This window comes from Arthrobacter sp. ok909, assembly GCF_900104405.1.
Taxonomy (GTDB): Bacteria; Actinomycetota; Actinomycetes; order Actinomycetales; family Micrococcaceae; genus Arthrobacter; species Arthrobacter humicola.
Map to the genome: position 1 here is coordinate 1 of NZ_FNJS01000028.1, position 23,780 is coordinate 23,780.

The following is a 23,780-nucleotide window of genomic DNA, read 5'->3' on the forward strand; positions in this document are numbered from 1 at the left end:
TGCCGCAGCCGGTGTCTTGGTCGTGGCCGCTCGGTAGCTTCCGTTCTGAGTGGCGTGCCCGGCAGGGGCGGGGCCGTGGACTGGTAGGTGTGGCCGGTGGGGGTGGTGAGCTGGATCGTGTGTCTGGGGCCGGGCCGGGGCTGGGCGTTCCAGCCGGGGGTTTCTTTGGTGTGGTTGCAGGCTTCGCAGAGTCCGGCGCCGTTGGTGCGCGTGGTGTCTCCGCCGTGATGCCAGGGGATGATGTGGTCCAGGTGCCGGATCGGGGCGTCGCAGTAGGGGGTGCGGCAGGTGTCGTCGCGGGCCTGGATGAAGCGGCGGAGTCCGGTGGGGAAGAGCCGGGACCGGGAGTCCATCCCGACGAGGTCCCCGGTGCCGGGGCGGGTGTAGAGGCGGCGGAGCCAGATGTCCGGGGCTGGGTTCTCGTCCGGTAGCAGGATCTTGCGGGCCCATCCGGCGGGGACGGTGCCGTAGCCGGGGAGCCGGGCGGGTTCGGAATCGGCCTCAAGGAGGGTGCGGTCGGTCATGATGAGTTGGAGTTCGATGCCGGCGATCCCGCCGGGGGTGCCGGTGGTGCGTTCGACGAGGGTGTCGGCCATGGCCTGGCCGCGGGTGCGGGGGTCGCCCGTGGCGCGGAGGGTCTCGGCGTGCCGGGTCAGGGCGTTATAGACCGCCACGCCCTGGCGGACGGGGAGCAGGGCGGTGAGGCAGGTCATGGTGTCCGGGGCCGGGCGGAGGCTGACGTGCCGGTCGGTGGCGGCGTGCGAGGCGCGGTCGGTGACGGTGACGGTGCGCGGGTCGCGCCGGTAGGCGGCGGTGCGGGCCGCGGCGATCAGGCCCCGGTCCCCGGCCCCGGCGAGGGCGCCGGTGTCGGCGGCCAATTCCTCGTCGACCCCGGCCCGGTCGGCGGCGGTCAGGCAGGCGGTTTCGCGCACGAGCAAGGTGGCGCGCCATTCGTTGAGGTTCCCGGTTTCCAGGGCGGTGAGGGTGTGCGGCATTTCGGTCACGAGGGCTTTGGCCAGGCCCAGGAGGCGGCTGCCTTTGGCGGGGGATTCGCGCCGGGCCAGGGCGATCTGCGCGCCGACACCGACGCCGAGTTTTTCGGCCGGGACGCCCGCGGCGGCCTGCTCGCGGCGCTGCAGCGCATCGAAGGCCACCGTCAGGCGGGCCTGTTGTGCTGCCAAGGCGGACTTCAGGTCCTCCAGGTCCCGGATCTGGTCGATCAGTCCGGCGCTGTCTGTCGCGGGCCGGGCAGAGAGGCAGCAGTTACTGTGGGCGGTCGTCACATCAGGATCGGCGCCGCACACCGGCGTACCGCACGCCGCGGCACCCCGGTGTGCGGCGCGGCGATCCGCGGAGCTGAAACCGCCGCGAAGTGTGGTCGGAACCGTGTCGGGCCCCTGTTTGCCGTCCATGAATCCAGTGTCCCGTCGACCACCGACATTTTTGAGGAGCGCCAAACTTGCGGGTCGGTAAGCTTCGAAGGAACGCCCCCGCCCCGATCCAAGGAATCCATGCCGATCAACAGACAGTCACTGACAAAGGACGGGTTCACCGGATTCCGGCTGCTCGGGGAACTTGACATCAACCGGATCCCACAGAAACCCGGAATCTTCGCGGTGCTAAAGCCCGAAGGGTACCGCCCGCAGTTCCTGGCCAGGAGCACGGCCGGCGTCTTCAAGAAGAAGGACCCCACCCTGAAAGCGGAGACGCTAGGCGCCGAATGGGTCGACGGCGCCGACGTCCTCTTCGTGGGCAAGGCCGGCCCCGGGAGCAAAGGCAACCGCGGGCTGCGGCGGCAGATTCAGGAATTCGTCGACTTCGGTGCCGGCAAGCCGCCCGGCCACTGGGACGGCCGGCTCATCTGGCAGCTCGCCGCGGCAGGGACACTGATCATCGCGTGGAAAGAGCTCCCCGTTGAGCAGCTCAACGCGGCCGAGGCCGGCTATCACGCGGCGTTCGTGGAGGAGTACGGCCGCCTGCCGTACGCCAACCTGGTCCAGGCGCGGGTCAAGGGCAAAGAGTAGTCGCCAGCCAGACGCCGTCGCTATCAACAACTAAACGCCGCCGAACGTAAATCTCCCCGCTATCAGCGTGGCGGCCACCGGCATCGCGGCAAACTCCGCCTCGGAGGCAGTCAGCGGGTCGACGTCGAGCACCGCGAGATCCGCCGGATCCCCGACCCGAATCCTGCCCCGCCCGCGCGTTGACGCGGTGAGGGCCTCTTGCCGGGTGAGGGCCTGTTCGGCATGCCAGGGTCCGCGACCGTCCTGCCGGGCGCGTGCTGTTGCGGCTGACATGGCGGTCCAGGGGTCCAGCGGAGCCACCGGGGCGTCGGAACCGAGGGCGAGCCTGGCACCTGCGGCCACCAACGAACGCAGCGGGAAGGAACGGTCCGTGCGGCCGGGCCAGTTCGCCTCGGCCGCGTCGCGGTCATCGAGGGCATGCGCCGGCTGGACGCTCGCGATCACGCCCAACCGGCCGAAGCGGGCGAAATCGTCGTTCCGGACAAACTGGGCATGTTCCACCCGTCCGGCAATTCCTGCCGCCTCAAACGCGTCCAGCGCCACGCGGTTGGCCGCGTCGCCAATCGCGTGGACGGCCGGCACGAAGCCGGCCTGCCGCGCCCGGATCAGCAGTGCGAGCAACTCTACTTCGTTCACCGTCAGCAGGCCGTGGCCGCCGTTCGGGTACGGGTCAACGCAGTATGCGGTGCGGGTATTGAGCGAGCCGTCGATCAGCACCTTCAGCGGGCCCACCGTCAGGAGCCCGCCGCCGCCGGCGACCTCCAAGCCTGTCCGCAGCCCCTCGGCCACGGCCCTGTCCAGATCCTGCGGGTAGACCCCCGCTTCGACCCGGAGCGCATCGAAGCCGCCGGAGATCCGCCGCAGCCAAGGGTCGCGGTTCCACGTCATCTCGAAGTCCACGATCCCTACCACGCCCCGCGCGGAGGCGGCTTGGGCCGCCTTCTGGACCCAAGCATCCACCAACGTGTCCGGAGGCGTGCCGAGTTCGCGGGTCAGGGCAAACGCCGGTTCTTCCCGGAGCAGGCCGCCCGCGTCCACCTGCACGCCGTAGCGCCGGGCCGCCGCGGAGTTGAGCCAGACGCAGTGGAGATCGTGGCTGATCAGGGCCGTCGGCAGGCCGCGCGTCACGCCGTCGAGGAGGTCCAGACCGGGCAGGTCCGTCCAGACGGCATCACGGAAACCGACTCCCACCAACGTCTGGACTGTACCCGCAGCGGCGTCCACGCCGCCGGTCCCGGCGAGGTGCGCACCGACGACGGCGGCCGCCTCGCGTGCCGAGTCCGCGCCGGAGAGATCAAGCCGATTGGAGGCCAGGGCCCACTGCGTCATGTGGACATGCTCATCCCACAGTCCCGGAATGATGAAGCGGCCGTCCAAGTCGACCACCCGGGCGCCAGTTGAACCTCCGGGAGTTTCGGTTGACGGACTAATCGCCACCACGGCGCCGTTTCGTATATGCACATCGGAGCATGTTTCGTCCCCGGGCTGACGCACTGCCGTCAGCACCACGTCGGGGGCGAGATTGGGCGCGAGGCGTTGATCGAGCTGTTCAGCCATAGACAACAGGCTAGGCGTGGAACGCCGAAGGACCCAAAAACGCCACACGGGACTTTCGCCCCTTACCCCTGCATCGCCCACCCCCCCAAGCTGAATTTGGGGCGGTTCCTGCACGGCCATTGGGGGATGAACCGCTTGCTTATCAGTTGCACGGTCTCGCTCAAACCTTGGGGAAGGAAAAGGGCATTCTGCGCTTTCCCGCGTCGGCGGGAACAGGGCAGTAGACCAAAGCCAAAATGACTATTGCCAGCGATTTTTACCTTCTTAAGTCCACTCACGGGCGGCGCGGGAGCTCTGACCTCACGTGACCCACAGGCAATACGGAAACCGAACCAGCGCCTACTACGCGCACCCCTCGCATGGGGATCCCCGCATCAAAGTCCTTATTCGGATCGACGCCATGGAGCAGTCGGCGAGGGTCAACGTGCGGGGTGTCGTCACGCCCGCAAATATCCGGGCCCTCTATGTTGTCTGCCGCCGCGTTGCAGCCAAACTCCCCGGGTACGAAATCGTGGTGGACCTCGCCCACTCCCTTGTGACGGACGATGCCATTGAAGAACTCTACGAGCATGCCCGTCGTTCAGTCATGTCCTCCGGTATCGACGACTCGGTAACGCCGTGCCGGCTGCGCATCGTGGATCCGCCGACCATCCTCAAAACCAAGGAGCACGTATGAAAGCCCTCGTCTATGGCGGCCCAGGGGAGAAATCCTGGACCGACGTCCCCGACCCCACCATCCAGAGCCCTAGCGATGTGATCGTCAAGGTGGACACCACCACCATTTGCGGCACGGACCTGCACATCCTCAAAGGCGATGTTCCGGCGGTGGCCAAGGGACGCATTCTGGGCCACGAAGGGGTCGGCACCATTACGGAGATCGGCGCGTCCGTGACCAGCCTGAAGGTGGGGGACCGTGTCATCATCTCCTGCATCAAGTCCTGCGGGCACTGCGCCAACTGCAAGACCGGCCTGTACTCCCACTGCCTGGGGGACGAGGGTACCTCCGGCATCGGCTGGGTCTTCGGGCACCTGATCGACGGCACCCAGGCCGAGTATGTCCGCGTCCCGTACGCCGAGAACTCACTGCACCTCCTGCCCGAGGGAGTCAGCGACCAGCAGGCCGTCATGCTCTCCGACATCCTGCCCACCGGCTTTGAGATCGGCGTGCAGTATGGCCGGGTCAAGCCAGGCGACACGGTCGCCGTGATCGGCGCGGGCCCCGTGGGGCTGGCCGCGATCTCCACCGCCGGCCTCTACGGTGCCGCCACGATCATCGCCGTCGACCTCGACGCGAACCGGCTGGAGAAATCCCGCGAATTCGGCGCCACCGATGTGGTCCTCTCCAGCGATGCCAATTGGAAGGAGCAGGTGATGCTCCTGACCGACGGGCAGGGCGTGGACGTGGCGATCGAGGCCGTCGGCGTCCCGGCGACCTTCGCCATGTGCACCGACATCGTGCGGCCCGGCGGCAATGTGGCCAATGTCGGCGTGCACGGCAAAGCCGTGGAACTGCACGTCGAAAACCTTTGGATCCAGAACATCAACATCAGCATGGGCCTGGTCAACACCAACACCACCCCCATGCTGCTCAAGCTCGTGGCGCAGCAAAAACTCCCCGCGGACAGTTTCGCCACCCACCACTTCACCTTTGACGAGTTCATGGAAGCCTACGACACCTTCGCCCGCGCGGCAGAGACGAAGGCCCTCAAAGTGGTGATCACGGCTTGAAAGCCTTCATTGTCTACGACTCGGCCTTCGGCAACACGAAGGCCGTGGCCGAGGCAGTGGCCGGTGAGCTCGAGGGACTGGACGCCGCGGCCGTCCCGGTCGACGACTTCAACGCCGGAGAGCTGGCGGCGGGGGACCTCCTCGTCGTCGGCAGTCCCATCAACGGATGGCGTCCGACGCCGAAGGTCACCGCGCTGCTTTCGGGCCTCGGCAAGGACCGGCTCACGGGAGTCAGGGCGGCCGCCTTCGACACCCGCGTGCGCATGTTCATCCACGGCGACGCCGCCAAGAAGATCACGCATGCCCTCCGTTCGGGCGGAGCCGACATCATCTCCGAGCCCATGCCGTTCTACGTGGGCGGCACCAAGGGCCCGTTGCGCAGCGGCGAAATCGAGAAGGCTGGCAGTTGGGCAAAGACCCTCCTGACCTCGCTCGGTCGGTAGCGGCGCGGCCAGGCGCACCCGGCATCCGGAAGTCCTGCCCGACCGGGCTGGGCAAACGGACCATCTGAAAGGACGGCGGCCATGAAAGCAGGCCGGATTGTCATGCTGGTCCTCGGCGCGCTGTGCGCCTTGGTGGGGCTCGGACTGCTGGCGGGAGCCGGCGTCACGGGCTGGGCCAACTACCAGCAGCGCGACGGCAGGTACTTCGTCACGCCGTCGGAGCAGTTCTCAGGCGATTCCTTCGCCCTGACGACCCCGCGGCTGGACCTCATGACCGCAGGCGGCCTGCCCGAGGGCACCCCCGTGGACCTTGCAGGCAGCGTGCTTCTCCGCGGCTCCACCAACGAGCCCGGCAAAGAAATCTTCATCGGAATTGCCCCGCGGGCCGACGTCTCGGCGTACTTGGCCGGGGTCCGGCATACCGAGATTGTCGACGTCAGGTTCGATCCCTTCCGCACTATCTACCGCGACGTGGACGGATTCAAGCCCCCGGCCGATCCGGCCCAGCAGAGCTTCTGGGCCGCGACCGCCACGGGCCCGGGTGAACAGGAACTCACTTGGAACCTGCGCTCCGGAAGCTGGGCCGTGGTGGTCATGAATTCCGACGCGAGTGCCCCGGTGGCGGTAAATCTGCAGGCAGGGGCACGTTCCGACCTGCTGTGGCCGGTCTTCATCGGCCTGCTGATCGGCGGCCTTGTGATGCTGCTGATCGGGGTACCGCTGATCGTGCTGGGCGCAGCCGGCCTCGGCCGCGCCGCACGGCCCGGCCGAGGCGGGTCGGGCAGTGGCGTCCCTCCCGGCAACCCGCCGCCCCAGCCCGGCCAGCCGCATCCGGTGGGTGCGTACCCGCCCGGGGCCCCAGGGCAGTTGAACAGCGCAGTGACTCCGGGCGCGACAGGGGCCGCCGCAGCCCCGCCAGGGGCCGTAGCTGCCTACGCGGCCGCGCCGGGAACTCCCTATCCGGTGCCTCCGGGCGGCCCCTCGCACTACGTGTATCCGGCCCGCCTCAACGGCTACCTCGACCCGAACCTCTCCCGCTGGATGTGGCTCGTCAAGTGGTTCCTGGCCATACCGCACTGCATCGTGCTGTTCTTCCTCTGGTTCGCCTTCGGCATCGTCACTCTTGTGGCCTGGTTCGCGATCCTGTTTACGGGCCGCTACCCACGCTCACTGTTTGACTTCAACGTCGGCGTGATCCGCTGGAACTGGCGTGTCGCCTTTTACGCCTTCAGCGCCATCGGCACCGATGTCTATCCGCCCTTCACCCTCGCGCGCACCAACTACCCGGCCGACTTCGACGTCGACTATCCCGACCGGCTGTCCCGAGGCCTGATCTTCGTGAAATCGTGGCTGCTGGCCATTCCGCATTTGCTGATCATCGGCGTGCTGACCGGGACGGCGAGGTCATGGGAGCTCCGGGACGGGCGCTGGGTGCAGGAAGGCGTGGGCATCTCGCTCCTCGGGCTGCTGGTCTTCATTGCCGGCGTGATCCTGTTGTTCACCGGCCAATACTGGCGGGGTTTGTTCGATCTGCTGCTCGGCCTGAACCGCTGGATCTACCGCGTCATCGCATACGTATCGCTGATGCGGGATGAATATCCGCCGTTCCACCTCGATATGGGTCCCGTCGATCCGGGCGACATGCCGGTGCCGGCCTATGCCGGACCCCCGGTCGGGCCGCCAGCCGGGCCTTATGGCGGTCCCGCCGTCGGGCCCCCATCCGGGCCTTACGCCGGACCCCCGGCCGGGCCTTATCCGGGGCCCCCAGCCGGGCCTTATGCCGGCTCGCCAGCCGGGCCCCCAGCCGGGTCCGCAGCGGCAGCCCCGTATCCGGGCCCCGGTCCATCCCCGTATCCTCCAGTAGCGCCAGGTCCGGGCCCGGGCCCGGGCCCGGACCCGGGTCAGGGTCAGGGTCAAGCGACCGTGCCAGGCCCGGCACCCGATCGTGAGGCTCCAAGCGGTTCGCCCGGCGGACTCCCGTCCGGTCAGGCCGACGGGCCGGCTGGTGGCCAGGCGGGCTTCTACGGCATCGGTGGCCCTGCGGCCGCGGTCAACGCTGAAGCCCCCGAAACGCCTGAAATCCCCAAAAACCAGGGCGGCCAGAGTGACCCTAAACCGCTGGCTGGCGCCGGCGGTGAAGGGCCCAAGGGAGAAGGGCCCAATGGATAGGTGCCCGGGGGTCCTCCCGGAACCTAGCGCCGAGTCACGCTGGTGATGGCCCCGGGGCCGATCTGGTCCAAGGTATAGCCATCCGGATAGACGGCAATGTTCGCAGTGCCCGGGACTGCCACTTCAGGCTTGTCCATCATCAGGGCCAGAACGAGCGGGGAAAAGCGGCGGAGCGGGGCAGGTAGCCGGTTTTCCAGTGCCGGGACGGTGGCGGCCAGGAAGGCCGCACCCTCGGGGCTGGGGCCAAGGTTCCGGTCCTCGTATTCGTCCAGGAAGCGGCATGCGGCGTCGAAAGACGCGGGGACCGGTCCGAGGCCCATCCGGCGTCCAAGTTCGGAGTAGAAGGCGGTTGCGGCGTCCTTTTCCAAGGCGGTCAGCCGCCGATCGAGGGGACCGCGAAGTTGCGCCCTGCGCCCTGTCGCGGAAGGCCCTGTCACGGAAGCCGGTTCAAATCGAGCTGCTCTTCCGCAGCAAGGAGGAAAGTCCGCTCTCCCGGAGTCAGGGTTCCGTCGGACGCGAGCTCAGCGTCCCAGACCTCGACGATCATCCGGTGAAGCCGTTCACGGGCCGGTGCGGCAGGGTCGTTTTCGAGGACACGTTCGGGGCCCACATTCTGCAAAACCCGAGCCCTGATGGGTTCGACGCCGGCGAGGGTATCGGTCTCCCAACGGGCCTGCCGTTTGCGGATGATTCGACCGGCCATCGCGGGTACCGTCAGCCCCGCCCCGACGAGGATGAAGGTGAGCATCTCCACGACTCGGATGACGGCGTCGGAGGGGATAGGCACCGCATTGAGCGCCGGCAAGGGGATGGAGAGCAGTCCGATGGTGAACTTGATCGACACGATCAGGCCGAGGATGCAGCCGGCGCCGACCATGGTGAAGCCTGCCTTAAACGATCGCCGCATCCGAGGGATGTAGCGGAAGCACGCGATGGCGACACCGGAGCAGACCCACCCTATGAAGGCGATCAGTACGGCGGAAAACAAAGCTGCCGGCAGCCGGTTATGGTACAGACCCCAACTGTCGGTCGTCGTGGTGGGCCCCGATAAGGCGAAGAACACCGATTGCAGCACCAACGTGAGCATCAGCGGCAGCGTGCGGATCAGGGCCCGGCGCATGTCGGCCGGCATGATCGCTTCGAGGACTGCCCGCCGGAGATACCAGAGTCCGACGATCAATGAGGAATGCATGGCGAGGTTGGCGAGGTTGATGCCGCCGACGAGGTGATCCGCCGCGGCGTACACGGCTGGCGACATTAGCACCGAGCCGACACCGGCGAACAAGGCCGCAAGGAGGACGGTGTCCCGGCCGTTCCGGCCCATGGCCGGGATGCGGGCCGCGGCGAGAACAAACAGGACCGCGGCCGTGATGAGTTGGATCATCCGAACACGGAGCTAAAGTTCCCCGGTTGACCGCCCGAGCGGTCTTGTGAACGGCGGATGCGTGCGGCGAGGCGGTCTGCCAAGAGCTCCGCAGTGACCTCCACCTCATTGAGGAAGTCGGTCCGCCTGAGTGCCCTGACGACGCGCTCTGGATCGAGGTCCGGGAAGAATGTGCCGGCGTATTCGGGGGAGACGATTTCCTGCTCGTGGCGCAGGACCATGTGGGCAAACTCGTGGAGGACAATCTGCTGCCGGTGGACCTCGGAGGCCGCCCGTGCGTGCAGGATCAGGTCCATGTGGTCCAGCCCGAACCACAGCCCACAGACCTTGTCTGTTGCCCCTTCGATGGGGTTGATGACGATCTTGCGTCCCCGCTGCCGTTCAAGGTGTCCCTTGATTGAGGCGAGGGACACCGGCTCGGCAAGGAAGAGGCCGGCTTCTGCTTCCCGTGCCCGTGACCGGGCGGCGTCGTAATCCATGTACCGAGTCCTTGGCAGTTGATGGAGCGTCAGTGTGGCCGCGACCATAGTCGCCAAGCTTCGCCAGAAGCATATCAGCGCAGGTCAAAGCAGGGTTGGCGGCTTACTCAGGGCTCGTCCATATCCCCGCGCGAGAGCTGTTCGTCAATCAGGTCCCGGATCTGGAGCAGGGTTTCGGGGGAGAGGCCGTCCAGTTGGCGGGCGGCAAAGTTACGGACTTTGTTGGCCCGCATCGAGGCCAGCAATTCAAGCTGAGCCTCCACCCGGGGCGGAAGTTCGTCGTCACCATCGATCAGGTAGTTCTCGTTCACGCCGAAGAACCTGGCCAGGTTCTGCAGGAGTTCGACCTTCTTGACGGCGGGGCCGGTCCCCGATCGCATGTAGTGCCATCTGGCGCGGGAGAGGGGCGTCCCGGCGTCGGACATGGCATCCCTGACGTCAATGAACGTGATTTTCCGGCCCTCGGCCTCAGCGGTATCCAGGAGAATGTTCAGTTTGCGGGCGAGGGCTAGGCCCGGTGCGGAGGTCGAGTGGTCACTGCTCACAGTGGCTTCTTTCATCAAGCGAATATCGTCGGGCGCGGCTCTTCACGTGTCGTCAGTTCGCCTGCAATGCTAACAGATTGGACATGTCTAATCTGTTCCGGTTACGCTCAGGGCGAGGAATTGGACGTGTCCAATTCCTCGTTGGCAGGACGGTGTTAAGCCGTCAGGCACGGCGTGATTCGGCCAGGCGTAAGCATTTGGGGGGCTCCTGGCCGGGTTGCGGCGTTGCCCCTGCCCCTCCCCGGTGTTGTCCGGCGGCGGTCCGCATGGCTCCGGGCCTCTTGCCACCGACGCCCGGCAAGAACATAGTTGAGGGAATTCACGAACTTCGCGGCACTAGGCAGGCGACCATGCTGAATAACGGGCTTCCGGACAACGGCTTGCTGCACGGCAAGACCGCACTGATCTACGGCGGCGGCGGGGCGGTCGGCGGTGCGGTGGCCAGGGCCTTCGCGGCCGAAGGCGCGTCCGTCCACATCGCCGGCAGGACCGAAGCGCGGCTGGAGAAAGTGGCCCGAGATATTCGCGAGGCCGGCGGCACGGCGGAGACCGCCGTCGTCGATGCCCTGGACGAAGAGCAGGTGGATGCCTTCGTGAATCGGGTGGCGAAGAAGAGCAAGAGAATTGACATCTCCTTCAACGTGATCTCGTTTGGAGACGTCCAGCAGCCGCTCATGGACATTGATGTGGACGACTTCACCCGGCCCATCAGCCTGGCTGCGCGCACCCACTTTCTCACCACCCGCGCGGCCGCCGCCCACATGGTCAAACAGCGTTCCGGTGTGGTGCTCATGTTCGGCGGCTCAGGCCCGCAGACCGTCCCGGGCCTCGGCGGGTTCAAAGTGGCGCTCGACGCGATGGAAGGACTGCGCCGGCAGTGGGCCCTCGAGCTGGGAAAGCATGGTATCCGCGTAGTCACCATGGTGACCGGCGGCATTATCGAAACCATCCCGTGGCAGGCCGAAGGTCGGGAAGAGATCGTGGTGGAGATCGCCAGGACGGCCCATCTGAACCGCACGGCCACCCTGACAGACGTCGGGAACGTGGCCTCGTTCATCGTCTCGGATAAGGCGGCAGCCATCACGGACGCGACGGTCAACATCTCCGCCGGCGCAATCGTGGACTACTGACGCCGGCTAGGCGACGAGGTTCGCCGCCGCGACGTCCATGTGTTCGAGGATGGTTGCGCGCGCCAGCACCGCGTCGCCGGTCTCGATTGCGGCGACGATGTCGTGGTGCCGGTCAACGCTCATGTTCTTGACGGCCCGTTCGATCCCGGCAAACATGATCGACATCCGGATGGAGCCCTCCAGCGATTCCCAGGAGTGCAGCAGTGTCTCGTTTCCAGTCAGCCGGCACATCGTCCGGTGGAACTCGAGATCGGACTCGATCCGCTCCTCCAGGGTCCCCTCCGCGGCCGCCGCCATGGCGTCGATCGCCGAGCGCAGGGACGCGATCACCGGGATCCGGTCCGGCAGTTCACACAGCGTCCGGACCGCGAGCGACTCCAGCGCCGCCCGGACGGCGTAGATATCCCGGATTTCCTTGCTGTCCAGATGCCGTACGGACAGCCGCCCCCGCGGTCCGGCCGAGAGCAGCCCTTCCTGCTCCAGCTGCCGCAGGGCCTCGCGAAGCGTTCCCCGGCTGATCTGGAGCATGTCGGAAAGTTCGGTCTCCACCAGATGCCGGCCGGGCTCAAGTTCACCGCTCGTGATCGCCGTGCGCAGCGCGGACAGCGCCTGCTCGCGAAGGCTCTTCTTTTCGAGTCCGAGCAGCGGGGCTGTTGCTCCGGCCATGGCGTGTCCTCACTGTCAGTGGTCAACTGTCTACAGGTGGTGTGTTAACAGTTGATGGTACGGCACGCGCGCGGGACCAGCGGCTGCCGGCCCCGCGCGGTGACTCTTCTTCGGGCTCAGCCCAGTTCGGCGAGGACCTTGGCGACGATCCGCTGCACCGAAAGCCCGTATCGTTCGTGCAGGGTGGGCAGCGCCCCGGCGTCGAGAAACTCATCAGGCAGCGCCACGGGCACCACCCGCTTGCCGAGTCCCGCCGTGACCACTGCTGAGGCCACGGTCTCGAAAAGGCCGCCCACCACGCTGTGGTTCTCCAGCGTCACCGCGAGGCGGTCGGTGTTCAGCTCGGCCAGGACCGTTGCGGAGTCGAACGGCTTGATGGTGGGGGCATGGACGACGGCGACATCGACGTTGTGCGCGGCCAGCGCCTCGGCCGCCTGAAGCGCCCGCATGGTCATGAGTCCGCTGGAGATGAAGACGACGTCATTGCCCCCGCGCAGGACTTTGGCCTTGCCGAGTTCGAACGTGTAGTCGTACTCGTCCAGCACCGTGGGGACGTTGCCGCGCAGCAGGCGCAGATACGTGGGGCCCTCGCTGGCCGCCAGCTGGGGGACGGCCTGCTCGATGTCGAGGGAGTCGCAGGGATCCACGATCGTCAGGTTGGGCATGCCGCGGAAGATCGCCATGTCCTCGGTGGCCTGGTGACTGGGGCCGTACCCGGTGGTCAGCCCGGGAAGTCCGCCCACGATGTTGACGTTGAGGTTCGGTTCGGCGGCGTCCAGGCACAGGAAGTCGTAGGCGCGCCGGGCGGCGAACACCGAGTATGTGGATGCAAACGGGACCAGGCCCGTTTCCGCCATCCCGGCCGCCGCGCCGAAGAGCAGCTGCTCGGCCATGCCCATCTGGAAGAACCGTTCCGGGAAGGCCTGGGCGAAGATATGCATATCCGTGTACTTGCCCAGGTCCGCGGTCAGGCCCACGATCTTGTCGTTCTCCTGCGCGGCTTTGACCAGGGCATGCCCGAACGGTGCGGACGCGGTCTTCTGGCCCGGGTCCGCGAAGGACGCGATCATGGCCGACGTCTTCAGCTTCGGCGTTGCGGTGGTGCTCATCGTGCGGCCTTTCCTTCGAATCCTGCGGTCAGCTGCTCGCGGCAGAGCTGCCATTCGTGCTCTTCAATGCGCATGAAGTGCGCCTTTTCGCGGTCCTCGAGCAGCGGAACGCCGCGTCCCACTTTGGTGTCGCACAGGATCACGGAGGGGCGTCCGGCGGCGGCCGCCTGGGCGGCGGCGTTGTCGAACGCGTCCAGCAGCGCGCCGACGTCGTTCCCGTCCACGCGCTGGGTGTACCAGCCGAACGCCTCCCACTTTTCGGTGACGGGTTCGGTGCGCAGCACGGTGTCGGTCTTCCCGTCGGCCTGCAGGGCGTTGATGTCCACCATGGCGGTGAGGTTGCCGAGCTGGTGGTGGTGCGCGCCCATAGCGGCCTCCCACGTGGAGCCCTCGTCGAGTTCGCCGTCGGAGAGGAAGTTGTAGACCCGGGCGTCCGACCCCTGGTAGCGCAGGCCCAGGGCAGCGCCGACGGCGATCGAGAGGCCGTGGCCGAGGGAGCCGCCGGAGATCTCCATTCCGGGGGTGTAGGTGGACATGCCGGACATCGGCAGGCGGGAATCGTCCGAGCCGTAGGTCTCCAGCTCCTCGACGGGGATGATGCCAGCCTCGGCGAGGGCCGCGTAGTGGCCGATCGCGTAGTGGCCCGTGGAGAGCAGGAACCTGTCCCGCCCGTCCCATTCGGGATCGTCGGCGCGGAACCGGAGCTGGTCCGCATAGACAACCGCCAGCATGTCGGCCGCGCCGAGGGCCTGGCCCACATAGCCCTGGCCCTGGACCTCGCCCATGTTCAGGGCGTGGTGCCGGATCCGGAACGCGGCCCCCTCGACCCGCTCAAGGCGTGCTGCCTCGACGTCGGAGGCTTTGCCCCGGGCTGCTTTTTCCTGTGTGAGAACCACAATTCTGCCTTTCAAAAGTGACGTGACGAGCTGTTGCGGAAGCCGATGACGGCGTCCGGAGTTGGTACCTATGCGCTCACGTGGGCGGGGGTGCTTTTGGTGGCCTCGTCCGCGAACTGGCGTTCGCGCTTGCCCCAGGTTTCCCGGGTGGCGACGGCGGCCCAGAGGCCGATGGCGGCGTACGCGCCGAACAGCAGTGCCGGGCCCATCCAGCCGAAGCTGACGAACAGCAGGGTGGTGATGAAGGGGGTGAAGCCGGAGATCGTGGCCGAGATCTGGTAGGCCAGGGAGGCGCCGGAGGCGCGGGTTTTGGCCTGGAAGAGCTCCGGGAACCAGGCGCCCTGAGCGCCGGCGAGCGAGTTCTGGCACACGGCGTAAGAGATCACGAGGGTGGCGATGATGAAGATGAACAGGCCGGTGTTGACCAGGAGGAACATCGGCACGGCGAAGGCCACGGCGAACGCGCAGGACCAGATGTAGAGCGGGCGCCGGCCGATCTTGTCGGTCAGGCGGGCCCAGGCCTGCGTGGCGAAGATGCCGATCGCGGAGGCGATGCACAGCGCGACGAGCGTCTGGGTCTTGTCGGCCAGGTGCTGGCTGTTCAGGTAGGAAATCATGTAAGTGATGGACACGGCGTAGCCTGCGGTCTCGGCGATGCGGAGGCCGATGCCCTTGACGATGTTGCGCCAGTCGGTCTTGAGGACCTCCGTGATGGGCGACTTCACGATGTTGCCGCTGTCCTTGACCTCGTCGAAGACCGGTGACTCGGGGACCTTGGAGCGGATGATCAGGCCGACGACGACCAGCACGATGCTGGCGAGGAACGGAATGCGCCAGGCGAGTTCGCCGCCGAGCTGGACGCTGAAGAGGAACACCAGGTTGGCCAGCAGCAGCCCGACCGGGAAGCCGGCCTGGACCATGCCGGTGTACTTGCCCTTGGATTTCCACGGCGCGTGTTCGTAGCTCATGAGGATGGCGCCGCCCCACTCCGCGCCGAAGGCCAGGCCCTGGACGATGCGGACGAACACCAGCAAAGCAGGAGCCATCAGGCCGACCTGGCCGTAGGTGGGAAGCAGGCCGATGACGAAGGTGGCGACGCCCATGAGGATCAGGGAGGCCACCAGGACGGGTTTGCGGCCGAGCTTGTCACCGAGGTGGCCGCCGATGATGCCGCCAATGGGACGGGCCGCGAAGCCCACGCCCAAGGTGGCGAAGGCGGCCAGGGTTCCGGTCACCGGGTCGCCCGTGGGGAAGAAGGCCGTACCGAAGTACAGGGCTGCCGCCGTGCCGAAGCCGATGAAGTCATAGGTTTCGATAACTGCGCCAACGCTGGAGCCGATCGCGACGCGCCGGGCGTCCTTCGTGCCATGCACGGGGCCTCGCATGGTGAGAGCTTCGTTGCTCATGTCAATCCCTTTCGAAGAGAGCTGCCGACGCTTTAGCGCCAACACTGTCGACTGTTAACAGATGATACGCCAGTGTGACCCGCGACATAAGTAATGTCAACAGTCAACTTCAAAGGTTGACTGTTGACAGTCGACTTTGTAGTGTGGTCCGTATCACCACCGCCCTCGGGGCACGACCAGAGGATCAACGACGATGTTCAATTCCCGACTCGGCTGCTCGTCCATCAGCTTCCGCCACCAGGACTTGCCCACGGCCCTGCGCACCATCAGCGGCCTGGGTTTCGAGGAAATCGATCTCGGCGCCCTCCCCGGCGTGTGCGACCACGTTCCCTACGACCTCGACCCCGCTGCCGTCGCCGCCGTGACGGCCGACGTCGTTGCCTCCGGGCTGCGGGTCCGTTCGGTCAACGGAGACATCGGTGACCTGAACGCCGTGCTCGACGCCGACGCGCAGTCCGCCCGGAACCGGCACCTTGACGCCCTCCTCACCCTGGCGGCCGGAATTGGTGCCAAGGCCCTTGTCCTTCCCTGCGGCGCCCTCGGCCACGAGCCCGTCCGCAGCATCGACGAGGACCTGGACACCATTGCCGTTCAGCTCATCCGGGCCAGGGGGCGCGCCGACGAGTTCGGCGTCGAGCTCTGGACTGAGTCACTGCACTTCCTGCGCTTCTGCTGGAACCTGGAGCGCGCGGAACTGCTGGCGGAGCGGCTGGCCGGATCCGGCGTCGGGATCGTCATGGACTTCAGCCACATCGTGGCCGCCGGCGAGGACCCGCTGCACTACCTTGAGCGGCACCGGGGCCGGGTTGCCCACGTCCACCTGCGCGATGCCGTGCCGGGAAACATCAACCTCAGCATCGGCAACGGCGACGCAGATTTCGCCGCCGGCCTGAGCGCACTCGCTGCCCACGGCTACGCCGGCCACTTCTCCCTGGAGCTGGAGACCCGCGACGTCACCCACGACGAACGCCCGGCAGCAGCCGCCAAGGCCGCCAGCTTCATCACAGACCTCATCTGACCCATCGATTGCTCCGAAACGGCCGTTTTGGACCGCCAAAACGGCGCTGTTGGAGCAATCGATTTCATCAAAGAGCTACAACACCAACTCCAAGGAGCATCATGAGCACCACCATCCAGCGCACCGCCGTCCTCACCGGGGCAACCTCGGACCGTGGCATCGGCATCACCACCGCACGCCGTTACGCCAACCAGGGCTGGGCCGTGGTGATCCTGGACCTCGACGGCGAGAAGTCCGCCAAGGTCGCCGCGGACATCGGCAACGAATTCAACGTTCCCGCCTTCGGCCACGAGATCGACGTCGCCAACGAGGACTCCGTCAACGCCGCCTACCAGGCCGTGGCCGCCGAAGTCAGCGCCGGCAACCTGCCCGCCGTCGGCGCCCTGGCCAACATCGCCGGCATCACCTCGCCGGTGCCGTTCCTGGAAACCACCCTGGAGCTCTGGAACAAGGTCATGGCCGTGAACGCTACGGGTACCTACCTGGTCACGAAGGCGTTCCTGCCGGCCATGATCGCCAGCGGCTGGGGCCGGATCGTGAACATGTCCTCGGTGTCCGCCCAGCGCGGCGGCGGCGTCTTCGGCAAGGTCCCCTACTCCGCAGCCAAGGCCGCGATCCTGGGTTTCACCAAGGCCCTGGCCCGTGAGCTCGGCAGCACCGGTGTGACCGTCAACGCCATTACCCCCGGCGCTGTGGACACCAACATCCGCGTGGGCAGCACCGAGGAGCAGGAAGCGGCCATCAACGCCGGTATCCCGCTCGGACGCAACGCCAGCACCGAGGAAATCGCTGCCGTCATCACCTTCCTGTCCTCCGAGGAGTCCGCCTACCTCACCGGAACCACCATCGACATCAACGGCGGAAGCCACATCCACTAGCAGCCTCAACGTCTATTGGACAGAGCGGCAGACGACCGAGTTCAGCTGAGAGAGCCCATCATGACAAGAATCTTTAACGACCCGTCCGATTTCGCCGAGGAAGCCCTCGCCGGCTTCTGCGACGTCCATGCCAACCTGGTGCGCCAGGTGCCCGGCGGCGCCGTCCGCAGGCACCGGCCCCGCCAGCCGAAGGTGGCCGTCCTGGCTGGCGGCGGCTCGGGGCACTACCCGGCCTTCGCCGGGCTCATCGGCACCGGCATGGCCGACGGCGCCGTCGTCGGAAACATCTTCACCTCGCCGTCCGCGCAGCAGGCGTATTCCGTTGCCAAAGCCGCGGACAGCGGCGCCGGTGTGGTGTTCACCTACGGCAACTACGCAGGCGACGTCATGAACTTCGGCCTGGCCAGCGAACGGCTGGCCGCCGAAGGGATCCAAGTGGACAACGTGCTCGTGATGGACGACATCGCCAGCGCACCGGCGTCGGAAGCCGGCAAGCGCCGCGGCATCGCCGGCGACTTCACCGTCTTCAAGATCATGGGCGCCGCCGCCGAGGCCGGCGAGACTCTGCCCGAGGTTGTCCGCCTGGGCCGCAAGGCCAACGACCTGACGCGCAGCATCGGCAGCGCCTTCAGCGGCTGCACCTTTCCGGGCGCCGACGCTCCGCTGTTCACGCTGGAGGACAAAATGATGGGGCTCGGCCTGGGCATCCACGGCGAGCCCGGACTGTTCGACACCGAACTGCCGCCGGCGCGGGAGCTGGGCGAGGAACTGGTGGCGCGCGTGCTTGCTGAGACGCCGCACGGTGCTGGCCGGCGGATTGCTGTGCTCCTGAACGGGCTCGGCTCCACGAAACAGGAAGAGCTCTTCGTGCTGTGGCTGACCGTCGCCCCGCTGCTTCGCGCCGCAGGCTACACACTGGTGATGCCGGAGGTCGGCGAGCTCGTCACGAGCCTGGACATGGCCGGCGTCTCACTGACCGTCACGTGGCTCGATGACGAACTCGAACCGCTCTGGACCGCTCCCGCCGAGACCCCTGCGTACCGGCGGGGCAACGCAGCCCTCCCCGGCGGCGCGGCGGAGGAGCCGACGCCGGACGAGGACACCACGGCACCGGAGACCTTCACCGCGGCCCACGCTTCACGTGATTACGCGCTGCGCTGCATCGCCGCCCTGACGGCGGCCCGGGACGCACTCCACGACGCCGAGAAATCCCTCGGCGACCTCGACGCCATCGCCGGTGACGGCGACCACGGGCGGGGGATGGTCCGCGGCATAGACGCGGCCTGTGCCGCCGCCTCGGACGCTGCGTCCCGCGGCGCCGGAGCCGGCGCCGTCCTGGCCGCCGCCGGCGATGCCTGGGCCGACAACGCCGGCGGCACCTCCGGCGTGCTGTGGGGTGCCGCCCTGCGGGCCTTCGGTGAGTCCCTCGGCAACGACCACGCGCCCGGGGCGTCCCAGCTCGCAGCGGCCGTGGCGGCTTTTGCCGCCCGGATCGCGGAGCTCGGCAAGGCCGACGTTGGCGACAAGACCATGGTGGACGCGCTTGTCCCGTTCACCGAGACCTTCAGCCGGCTGGCCGGCGAAGGCGCCGGCGCGGATGCCGGCTGGGCAGCAGCGGCGCGCGAGGCCACCGCCGCGGCGCAGGCCACCGCGGCCCTGCGCCCGCTCAAGGGGCGCGCCCGCCCCCTGGCCGACAAGAGCGTGGGGACGCCGGACCCGGGGGCCACGTCCCTGGCCATGGTGTTCGGCGTGTTCGGTCCACACCTCGCCGGTGTGCGGCAAGCGGCCGGAGCACGCTCATGAGCCCGGCAGGCATCCGGCTCATTGTCGGCGCGGACGAAGCCGGCGTGGACTACAAGGACCAGATCATGGCGGACCTCCGGACCGATCCACGGGTCGCGGAAGTCATCGACATCGGGGTCAACCGCGACGACGCCCCGGAGCAGTTCACCAAGCCCTACCCGTACGTGGGCATCGCCGCGGGGGAACTGATCCGGGACGGGCACGCAGACCGGGCCATCCTGTTCTGCGGCACCGGAATCGGCGTCGCCATTGCCGCCAACAAGGTGGACGGCATCCGGGCCGCGACCGCCCATGACTCCTTCAGCGTGGAGCGTTCCGTGCTCTCCAACGACTGCCAGGTCCTCACCATGGGCCAGCGTGTTGTGGGGCTGGAGCTGGCACGGCGGCTCGCGCGGGAATGGATCGGCTACACCTTCGATCCCTCGTCCGCCTCCGCGGAGAAGGTCAAGGTGCTCACCGACTTCGAGGGATGCTGAGGGTCTTCCAAGGTAAGGCGCTTATCATGAGCCAGTGCCACCCCTTGATGTAGTCCTCACCGCCTGGCAGATCGACTGGGCCGCCGCTGCCCTCATCAGCGCTTCGGCGGTGCTCTACGCCCTCGGCCTGAAGGCCGCGGCGGCGCGGGGGCACCGCCAGCCCGTGTGGCGGACATTGGCGTTCTATCTCCTGGGCCTGGGGTTCCTGACAGTGCTGACGTGCGGGTTCCCCGGCGTCTACAGCGCCCAGCTCCGGTGGGCCTTCACGCTCAAGATTTCCCTGATGCTCTTCGTGGTGCCGCTGCTGGTCGGCCTGGGAAAACCCATCTCCCTCGCGCGCGCAGCCCTGCCGCCGCGGGGCGTGACCCGGCTGAACAATGTACTCGCGCACCGCGCCGTGCGGTTTGTGAGCAACTCCATGGCCGCCCCGCTCCTTGGCCTTGCCCTGTTCTCCACCTTCCTCACGCCGGCGTTCTACACCCTCCGTACTGCGCCGTTGGCCGAGTCGCTGCTGACCGTCGGGGTTCCGCTGCTGGGCATGCTGATGGCCCTGCCGATCATCGAGGAAGCGGATTTCCGCCGGTCCAGCGCGTTCTTCATCCTGGAATTCGTGTTTGTCTTCATTGAGCTGCTGGTCGACGCCGTTCCGGGGATCCTGCTGCGCCTCAACGGCCAGGTACTGGATCACGTCACGACGCGGCAGTCTTCAGTGGGCTGGTTTCCCGACGCCCTGCGCGACCAGCAGCTGGCGGGCGACGTTCTATGGTTCATCTGCGAGATTGTCGATTTGCCGCTCATCATCCTGATGTTCATCCGCTTCTCGCGTAGCGACAAACGCGAGGCCCGCGGCTTCGATGACCTCACGGACGCGCAACTCGACGAACTGAACGCCGAGCACCTGGGACGCGGCCGCTAGGTCCCGGCCCCGGGCCGCCGCACGCGGTTTACTGCTCGACGGTGACCTTGATCCGCTGGACCACGTTGTTCCCCATCCCCTGGTAGTTCCACACCGGCTCCAGCGGCTGCACCGCGCCGCTGGCATCGGTGGCGCGGCAGATGAGCTCGTGTTCGCCCGGGTCGGCCACCCACGGCATTGACCAGGCGCACCACGCGAACGGCGCGGGCGGGTGCTCCAGATGGGCCGGCGCCCACTTACCGTCGATCCCGACGTCGACGCGCTGCACGGCGCCCTGCCCGGACCAGGCCCGGCCGGTCAGCAATACCGGCCCCGGGGGCAGGATCCGGCTGCGGCTGAAAAAGTCCGGAACGCCCGGCGGAACCATCAGCGAACGGACCTTCATCCACGTCACGGGAGTGCCGGCGTCGTCCGCGTCCTTCTGGTAGCGGTACGCCACGGCCTGCTGGAAACCGTCGTAGGGCCTGGTCAGGACCTTGATCGAGGACAACCACTTCACGCTCGCCATGCCGTACCAGCCCGGGACCACCAGGCGGAGCGGATAACCGTGCTGCGGCGGCAGCTCTGCGCCGTTCATCCGGTAGGCGAGCACGACGTCGGGCCGCAGGGCCTCCTCGATCGGCAGGCTCCGGGCGAACTGCTGGCGGACGCCGCCCTGGACCCCGGCGTCCGCTCCGCTGAAGAGCACCTCCACCGCGTCGTCCTCTACGCCGGCCTGGGTCAGCAGATAGGCGAGCGGGACGCCGGTCCACACAGCGGTGCCTACTGCTTCCAGGACCCACGGCTGGCTCAGCGGGCGGGGCCGCAGGAGGGACCGGCCGTTGCCAGCGCATTCGAGCGTGACCGGGATGGTGATGCTGGGAGCCCGAAGCAAGGCCCGGAAGCTCAGCTCCAGGGACCGCTGCACGGCGCCGCCGATCTGCAGGTGCCAGTGGTCGGTATCGATGAACGGGATGTCGAAGTGGGTGAGCACATAGTGCAGCCCCGGCGGTGTGGTGTCCTTTCGAAGGGCTTCGAGCGGCATCGAATGGTTCCGCACGGCGAGCTGGAGCTCCTCCGCTGTCAGCGGGCCGTGGGTGGGTTCGCCGGAATGCGGGCGGGCTTTCCCGGCCTGCCGGCGCGGACTCTTCAGGACAGCGGAGTGTCGGGACATTTGCTTTGGCATGGCGCGCTGCGATTCTTATGAAGGACCAGCCCGTTTTTGGCCGGTGTCACCTGAATTCAGGTCTACGCCGTGCCCCGGACGCCGTCAATACTGGGTTCTGTAAGTCCAGTGCCGCGGCCTACAGCGTGTGGGCCTCCGCCAGGAACTGCTCGAGGCTCAGCGGTTCGCGGCCCGTCAGCTCGTGCACGGCGGAGGTGGGGCCCGCCAGTTCGCCGGCCGCGATGGCCGTGTATGTGCTCACCCAGGCGTCCACCTGCCACGGCGGTGCACCGTAGGAGGCGCGGGAGGCATAGGCCTCCTCCAGGGTTTCGTTGTGGAAGGTGATGGTCCGGCCGGTTCCGGCGGTCAGGAGTTCCGCGCCGCGGGCCAGCGAGATGTCCTCCGGACCCGTGAGATCGTAGGTCCGTCCCACGTGCAGGACCGGGTCCCGCAACACAGCGACGGCCGAGCGGGCAATATCCGCCCGCGCGACGGCGGCCATCACGCCGTCGCCCGCGGGACCGCGGATGACGCCGTCGTCCCCGGCCAGAAGCGGCAGGAAGTCCAGGTAGAAGTTGTCGCGCAGGAACGTGTAGTCCATGCCGGAGGCCTTGATCCGCTCCTCCGTCGCGAAGTGGTCCCGGCCCAGGGTGAACGTGGCGTCCGGCGCCGCCCCGAAGAATGAGGTGTACACAATGTGCCGGACACCCGCGGCGGCCGCCGCATTGACGAAGGCGTAGTGCTGTTCCAGCCGGTCCTCGGCCTCGGCGGCGGAGACCATGAACAGCGTCGTCGCACCGGCCAGGGCCGCCTTCGCCTGTTCCCGGTCGGCGTACGTGGTCACAAACGGGACGGCGCCTTCGAGCTCAGGCGCCCGCGCGGCGTCCCGCACCAGCAGCCGCTGTTGGCTGCCGGCCCGTGCCAGCAGCCGGGCCACCAGGCCGCCCAGGTGGCCGGTGGAACCGGTGACGGCGAGCTCGGGGGCGTTGGTCATGGCCCTAGGCTTCGCGGGAGGCCGGCGACTTGGTCTGCGCGGGGTCGCGTTCGGCCAGGGCTCCGATGACGCCATCGATCTTGTCCATGATCGCCGGGTCCAGCGTGACGCCCGCGGCTGCCACGTTCTTCTCGATCTGCTCCGGCCGGGACGCGCCCATGATGGCCGAGGCGACGTTCTTGTTCTGCAGCACCCAGGCAATGCTGAGCTGGGCCATGGTCAGCCCGGCCTCATCTGCGATCGGCTTGAGCTGCTGGACGCCGGTGAGGACCTCGTTGGACAGCCAGCGCTCGATCATCCGCGAGCCGCCCTTCGTGTCCGTGGCGCGGCTGCCTTCGGGAGCCGGCTTGCCGGGGTGGTACTTGCCGCTCAGCACGCCCTGCGCCATGGGGGACCAGACAATCTGGGACAGGCCCAGCTCTTCCGACGTCGGAATCACCTCGGCCTCGATCACCCGCCACAGCATGGAGTACTGCGGCTGGTTGGAGATCAGCTGGAAACCGAGTTCCTGGGCAAGGGCATGGCCGTCGCGGATCTGGTTGGCCGTCCACTCGCTGACCCCGATATACAGGGCCTTGCCCTGCCGCACGATGTCGGCGAAGGCCTGCATGGTCTCTTCCAGCGGCGTTTCGTAGTCGTAGCGGTGGGCCTGGTAAAGGTCCACGTAGTCGGTCTGCAGCCGCCGGAGCGAGCCGTTGATGGCTTCCATGATGTGCTTGCGGGACAGGCCGAGATCGTTGTGGCCTTTGGGGCCGGTGGGGCCGAATACCTTGGTGAAGACTTCCAGTGACTCCCGGCGTTCATCCTTGAGGGCTTCGCCGAGGACCGTCTCCGCCGCGGTGTTGGCGTAGACGTCGGCCGTGTCGAAGGTGCTGATACCGGCGTCGAGCGCGGCACGGACACACTGGGTGGCGACGTCGTTCTCCACCTGGGAGCCATGCGTCAGCCAGTTGCCGAACGTGATTTCTGAAATCTTGAAGCCGCTGTTCCCGAGGTATCTGAATTCCATGGGTTC

Annotated in this window: 24 protein-coding genes; 11 read left to right on the forward strand and 13 right to left on the reverse strand. The window is 67.4% G+C overall.

The window, feature by feature from the left end:
- A partial coding sequence (locus tag BLR03_RS18235) for an HNH endonuclease (RefSeq protein WP_139184594.1) occupies window positions 1-1,412 on the reverse strand: 1,412 nt, incomplete at its 3' end.
- 99 nt (window positions 1,413-1,511) lie between these two features.
- Between BLR03_RS18235 and BLR03_RS18240 the strand changes: the two genes are divergently transcribed.
- Window positions 1,512-2,024, forward strand: a complete 513-nt coding sequence (locus BLR03_RS18240; protein ID WP_091255400.1) for a hypothetical protein — start codon at window positions 1,512-1,514, stop codon at window positions 2,022-2,024.
- A 30-nt stretch (window positions 2,025-2,054) separates the two neighbouring features.
- Here BLR03_RS18240 and BLR03_RS18245 read toward each other — a convergent pair whose 3' ends face one another.
- The gene (locus tag BLR03_RS18245; protein ID WP_091255402.1) at window positions 2,055-3,581 is read right to left on the reverse strand and encodes an amidohydrolase; all 1,527 of its coding nucleotides are present in this window, start codon (window positions 3,579-3,581) and stop codon (window positions 2,055-2,057) included.
- Between the two features lie 304 nt (window positions 3,582-3,885).
- Here BLR03_RS18245 and BLR03_RS18250 point away from each other — a divergent pair, with 304 nt between their 5' ends.
- From BLR03_RS18250 to BLR03_RS18265, 4 genes are all read left to right on the forward strand, one after another.
- Window positions 3,886-4,257: a hypothetical protein gene (locus tag BLR03_RS18250; RefSeq protein WP_139184595.1), complete on the forward strand. Its 372-nt coding sequence runs from the start codon at window positions 3,886-3,888 to the stop codon at window positions 4,255-4,257.
- Window positions 4,254-5,309, forward strand: coding sequence for a zinc-dependent alcohol dehydrogenase family protein (locus tag BLR03_RS18255; RefSeq protein WP_091255405.1), 1,056 nt, complete (start codon window positions 4,254-4,256; stop codon window positions 5,307-5,309). The genes BLR03_RS18250 and BLR03_RS18255 overlap by 4 nt, the downstream gene beginning before the upstream one ends.
- Entirely contained in the window at window positions 5,306-5,752 is a 447-nt protein-coding gene (locus tag BLR03_RS18260) for a flavodoxin family protein (protein WP_091255406.1), read from the forward strand. The genes BLR03_RS18255 and BLR03_RS18260 overlap by 4 nt, the downstream gene beginning before the upstream one ends.
- A gap of 81 nt (window positions 5,753-5,833) precedes the next feature.
- Window positions 5,834-7,921 (forward strand): DUF4389 domain-containing protein, encoded by a 2,088-nt coding sequence (locus BLR03_RS18265; protein WP_254788585.1) that lies wholly within the window; start codon window positions 5,834-5,836, stop codon window positions 7,919-7,921.
- A gap of 23 nt (window positions 7,922-7,944) precedes the next feature.
- Here the strand turns inward: BLR03_RS18265 and BLR03_RS18270 are convergent, their stop codons facing one another.
- From BLR03_RS18270 to BLR03_RS18285, 4 genes are all read right to left on the reverse strand, one after another.
- Entirely contained in the window at window positions 7,945-8,358 is a 414-nt protein-coding gene (locus tag BLR03_RS18270) for an oxygenase MpaB family protein (protein WP_139184596.1), read from the reverse strand.
- The gene (locus BLR03_RS18275) at window positions 8,355-9,305 is read right to left on the reverse strand and encodes a hypothetical protein (RefSeq protein ID WP_091255410.1); all 951 of its coding nucleotides are present in this window, start codon (window positions 9,303-9,305) and stop codon (window positions 8,355-8,357) included. The genes BLR03_RS18270 and BLR03_RS18275 overlap by 4 nt, the downstream gene beginning before the upstream one ends.
- Window positions 9,302-9,784, reverse strand: coding sequence for a hypothetical protein (locus BLR03_RS18280; protein ID WP_091255411.1), 483 nt, complete (start codon window positions 9,782-9,784; stop codon window positions 9,302-9,304). Before BLR03_RS18280 ends, BLR03_RS18275 begins: the two co-directional genes overlap by 4 nt.
- A gap of 107 nt (window positions 9,785-9,891) precedes the next feature.
- Complete coding sequence (locus tag BLR03_RS18285) at window positions 9,892-10,344, reverse strand: hypothetical protein (protein ID WP_091255413.1); 453 nt, start codon at window positions 10,342-10,344, stop codon at window positions 9,892-9,894.
- A gap of 335 nt (window positions 10,345-10,679) precedes the next feature.
- On the opposite strand from BLR03_RS18285, the gene BLR03_RS18290 reads away from it, so the two are divergent.
- Window positions 10,680-11,459, forward strand: a complete 780-nt coding sequence (locus BLR03_RS18290; protein WP_091255415.1) for an SDR family NAD(P)-dependent oxidoreductase — start codon at window positions 10,680-10,682, stop codon at window positions 11,457-11,459.
- Between the two features lie 6 nt (window positions 11,460-11,465).
- Here the strand turns inward: BLR03_RS18290 and BLR03_RS18295 are convergent, their stop codons facing one another.
- The 4 genes from BLR03_RS18295 to BLR03_RS18310 form a co-directional block, all read right to left on the reverse strand.
- Window positions 11,466-12,125 carry a GntR family transcriptional regulator gene (locus BLR03_RS18295; protein WP_091255417.1) on the reverse strand — a complete coding sequence of 220 codons (660 nt, stop codon included), beginning with the start codon at window positions 12,123-12,125 and terminating at the stop codon, window positions 11,466-11,468.
- Between the two features lie 116 nt (window positions 12,126-12,241).
- Window positions 12,242-13,234, reverse strand: a complete 993-nt coding sequence (locus tag BLR03_RS18300; RefSeq protein ID WP_091255418.1) for a transketolase family protein — start codon at window positions 13,232-13,234, stop codon at window positions 12,242-12,244.
- On the reverse strand, window positions 13,231-14,130 hold the full coding sequence (locus BLR03_RS18305) for a transketolase (protein ID WP_091255420.1): 900 nt from the start codon (window positions 14,128-14,130) through the stop codon (window positions 13,231-13,233). Before BLR03_RS18305 ends, BLR03_RS18300 begins: the two co-directional genes overlap by 4 nt.
- Before the next feature lie 68 nt (window positions 14,131-14,198).
- A complete protein-coding gene (locus tag BLR03_RS18310; RefSeq protein WP_091255422.1) occupies window positions 14,199-15,536 on the reverse strand; it encodes an MFS transporter in 1,338 nt (445 codons plus the stop codon).
- 193 nt (window positions 15,537-15,729) lie between these two features.
- Here BLR03_RS18310 and BLR03_RS18315 point away from each other — a divergent pair, with 193 nt between their 5' ends.
- The 5 genes from BLR03_RS18315 to BLR03_RS18335 all read left to right on the forward strand — a co-directional run bounded on the left by BLR03_RS18315 (window position 15,730) and on the right by BLR03_RS18335 (window position 20,627).
- Window positions 15,730-16,554, forward strand: a complete 825-nt coding sequence (locus BLR03_RS18315; protein ID WP_091255424.1) for a sugar phosphate isomerase/epimerase family protein — start codon at window positions 15,730-15,732, stop codon at window positions 16,552-16,554.
- 101 nt (window positions 16,555-16,655) lie between these two features.
- Window positions 16,656-17,432 (forward strand): SDR family NAD(P)-dependent oxidoreductase, encoded by a 777-nt coding sequence (locus BLR03_RS18320; protein ID WP_091255425.1) that lies wholly within the window; start codon window positions 16,656-16,658, stop codon window positions 17,430-17,432.
- A gap of 60 nt (window positions 17,433-17,492) precedes the next feature.
- On the forward strand, window positions 17,493-19,235 hold the full coding sequence (locus BLR03_RS18325; protein ID WP_091255427.1) for a dihydroxyacetone kinase family protein: 1,743 nt from the start codon (window positions 17,493-17,495) through the stop codon (window positions 19,233-19,235).
- Window positions 19,232-19,711, forward strand: a complete 480-nt coding sequence (locus BLR03_RS18330; protein WP_139184597.1) for an RpiB/LacA/LacB family sugar-phosphate isomerase — start codon at window positions 19,232-19,234, stop codon at window positions 19,709-19,711. Before BLR03_RS18325 ends, BLR03_RS18330 begins: the two co-directional genes overlap by 4 nt.
- 34 nt (window positions 19,712-19,745) lie before the next feature.
- Window positions 19,746-20,627 (forward strand): cytochrome c oxidase assembly protein, encoded by an 882-nt coding sequence (locus BLR03_RS18335; protein ID WP_091255429.1) that lies wholly within the window; start codon window positions 19,746-19,748, stop codon window positions 20,625-20,627.
- 28 nt (window positions 20,628-20,655) lie between these two features.
- On the opposite strand, the gene BLR03_RS18340 is transcribed toward BLR03_RS18335, so the two are convergent.
- From BLR03_RS18340 to BLR03_RS18350, 3 genes are all read right to left on the reverse strand, one after another.
- Window positions 20,656-21,780: a sulfite oxidase gene (locus tag BLR03_RS18340; protein ID WP_091255431.1), complete on the reverse strand. Its 1,125-nt coding sequence runs from the start codon at window positions 21,778-21,780 to the stop codon at window positions 20,656-20,658.
- 130 nt (window positions 21,781-21,910) lie between these two features.
- Window positions 21,911-22,765: an SDR family oxidoreductase gene (locus BLR03_RS18345; protein ID WP_091255432.1), complete on the reverse strand. Its 855-nt coding sequence runs from the start codon at window positions 22,763-22,765 to the stop codon at window positions 21,911-21,913.
- Window positions 22,766-22,769: 4 nt separating this feature from the next.
- Window positions 22,770-23,774, reverse strand: a complete 1,005-nt coding sequence (locus BLR03_RS18350; protein ID WP_091255434.1) for an aldo/keto reductase family protein — start codon at window positions 23,772-23,774, stop codon at window positions 22,770-22,772.
- Window positions 23,775-23,780: the final 6 nt, after the last annotated feature.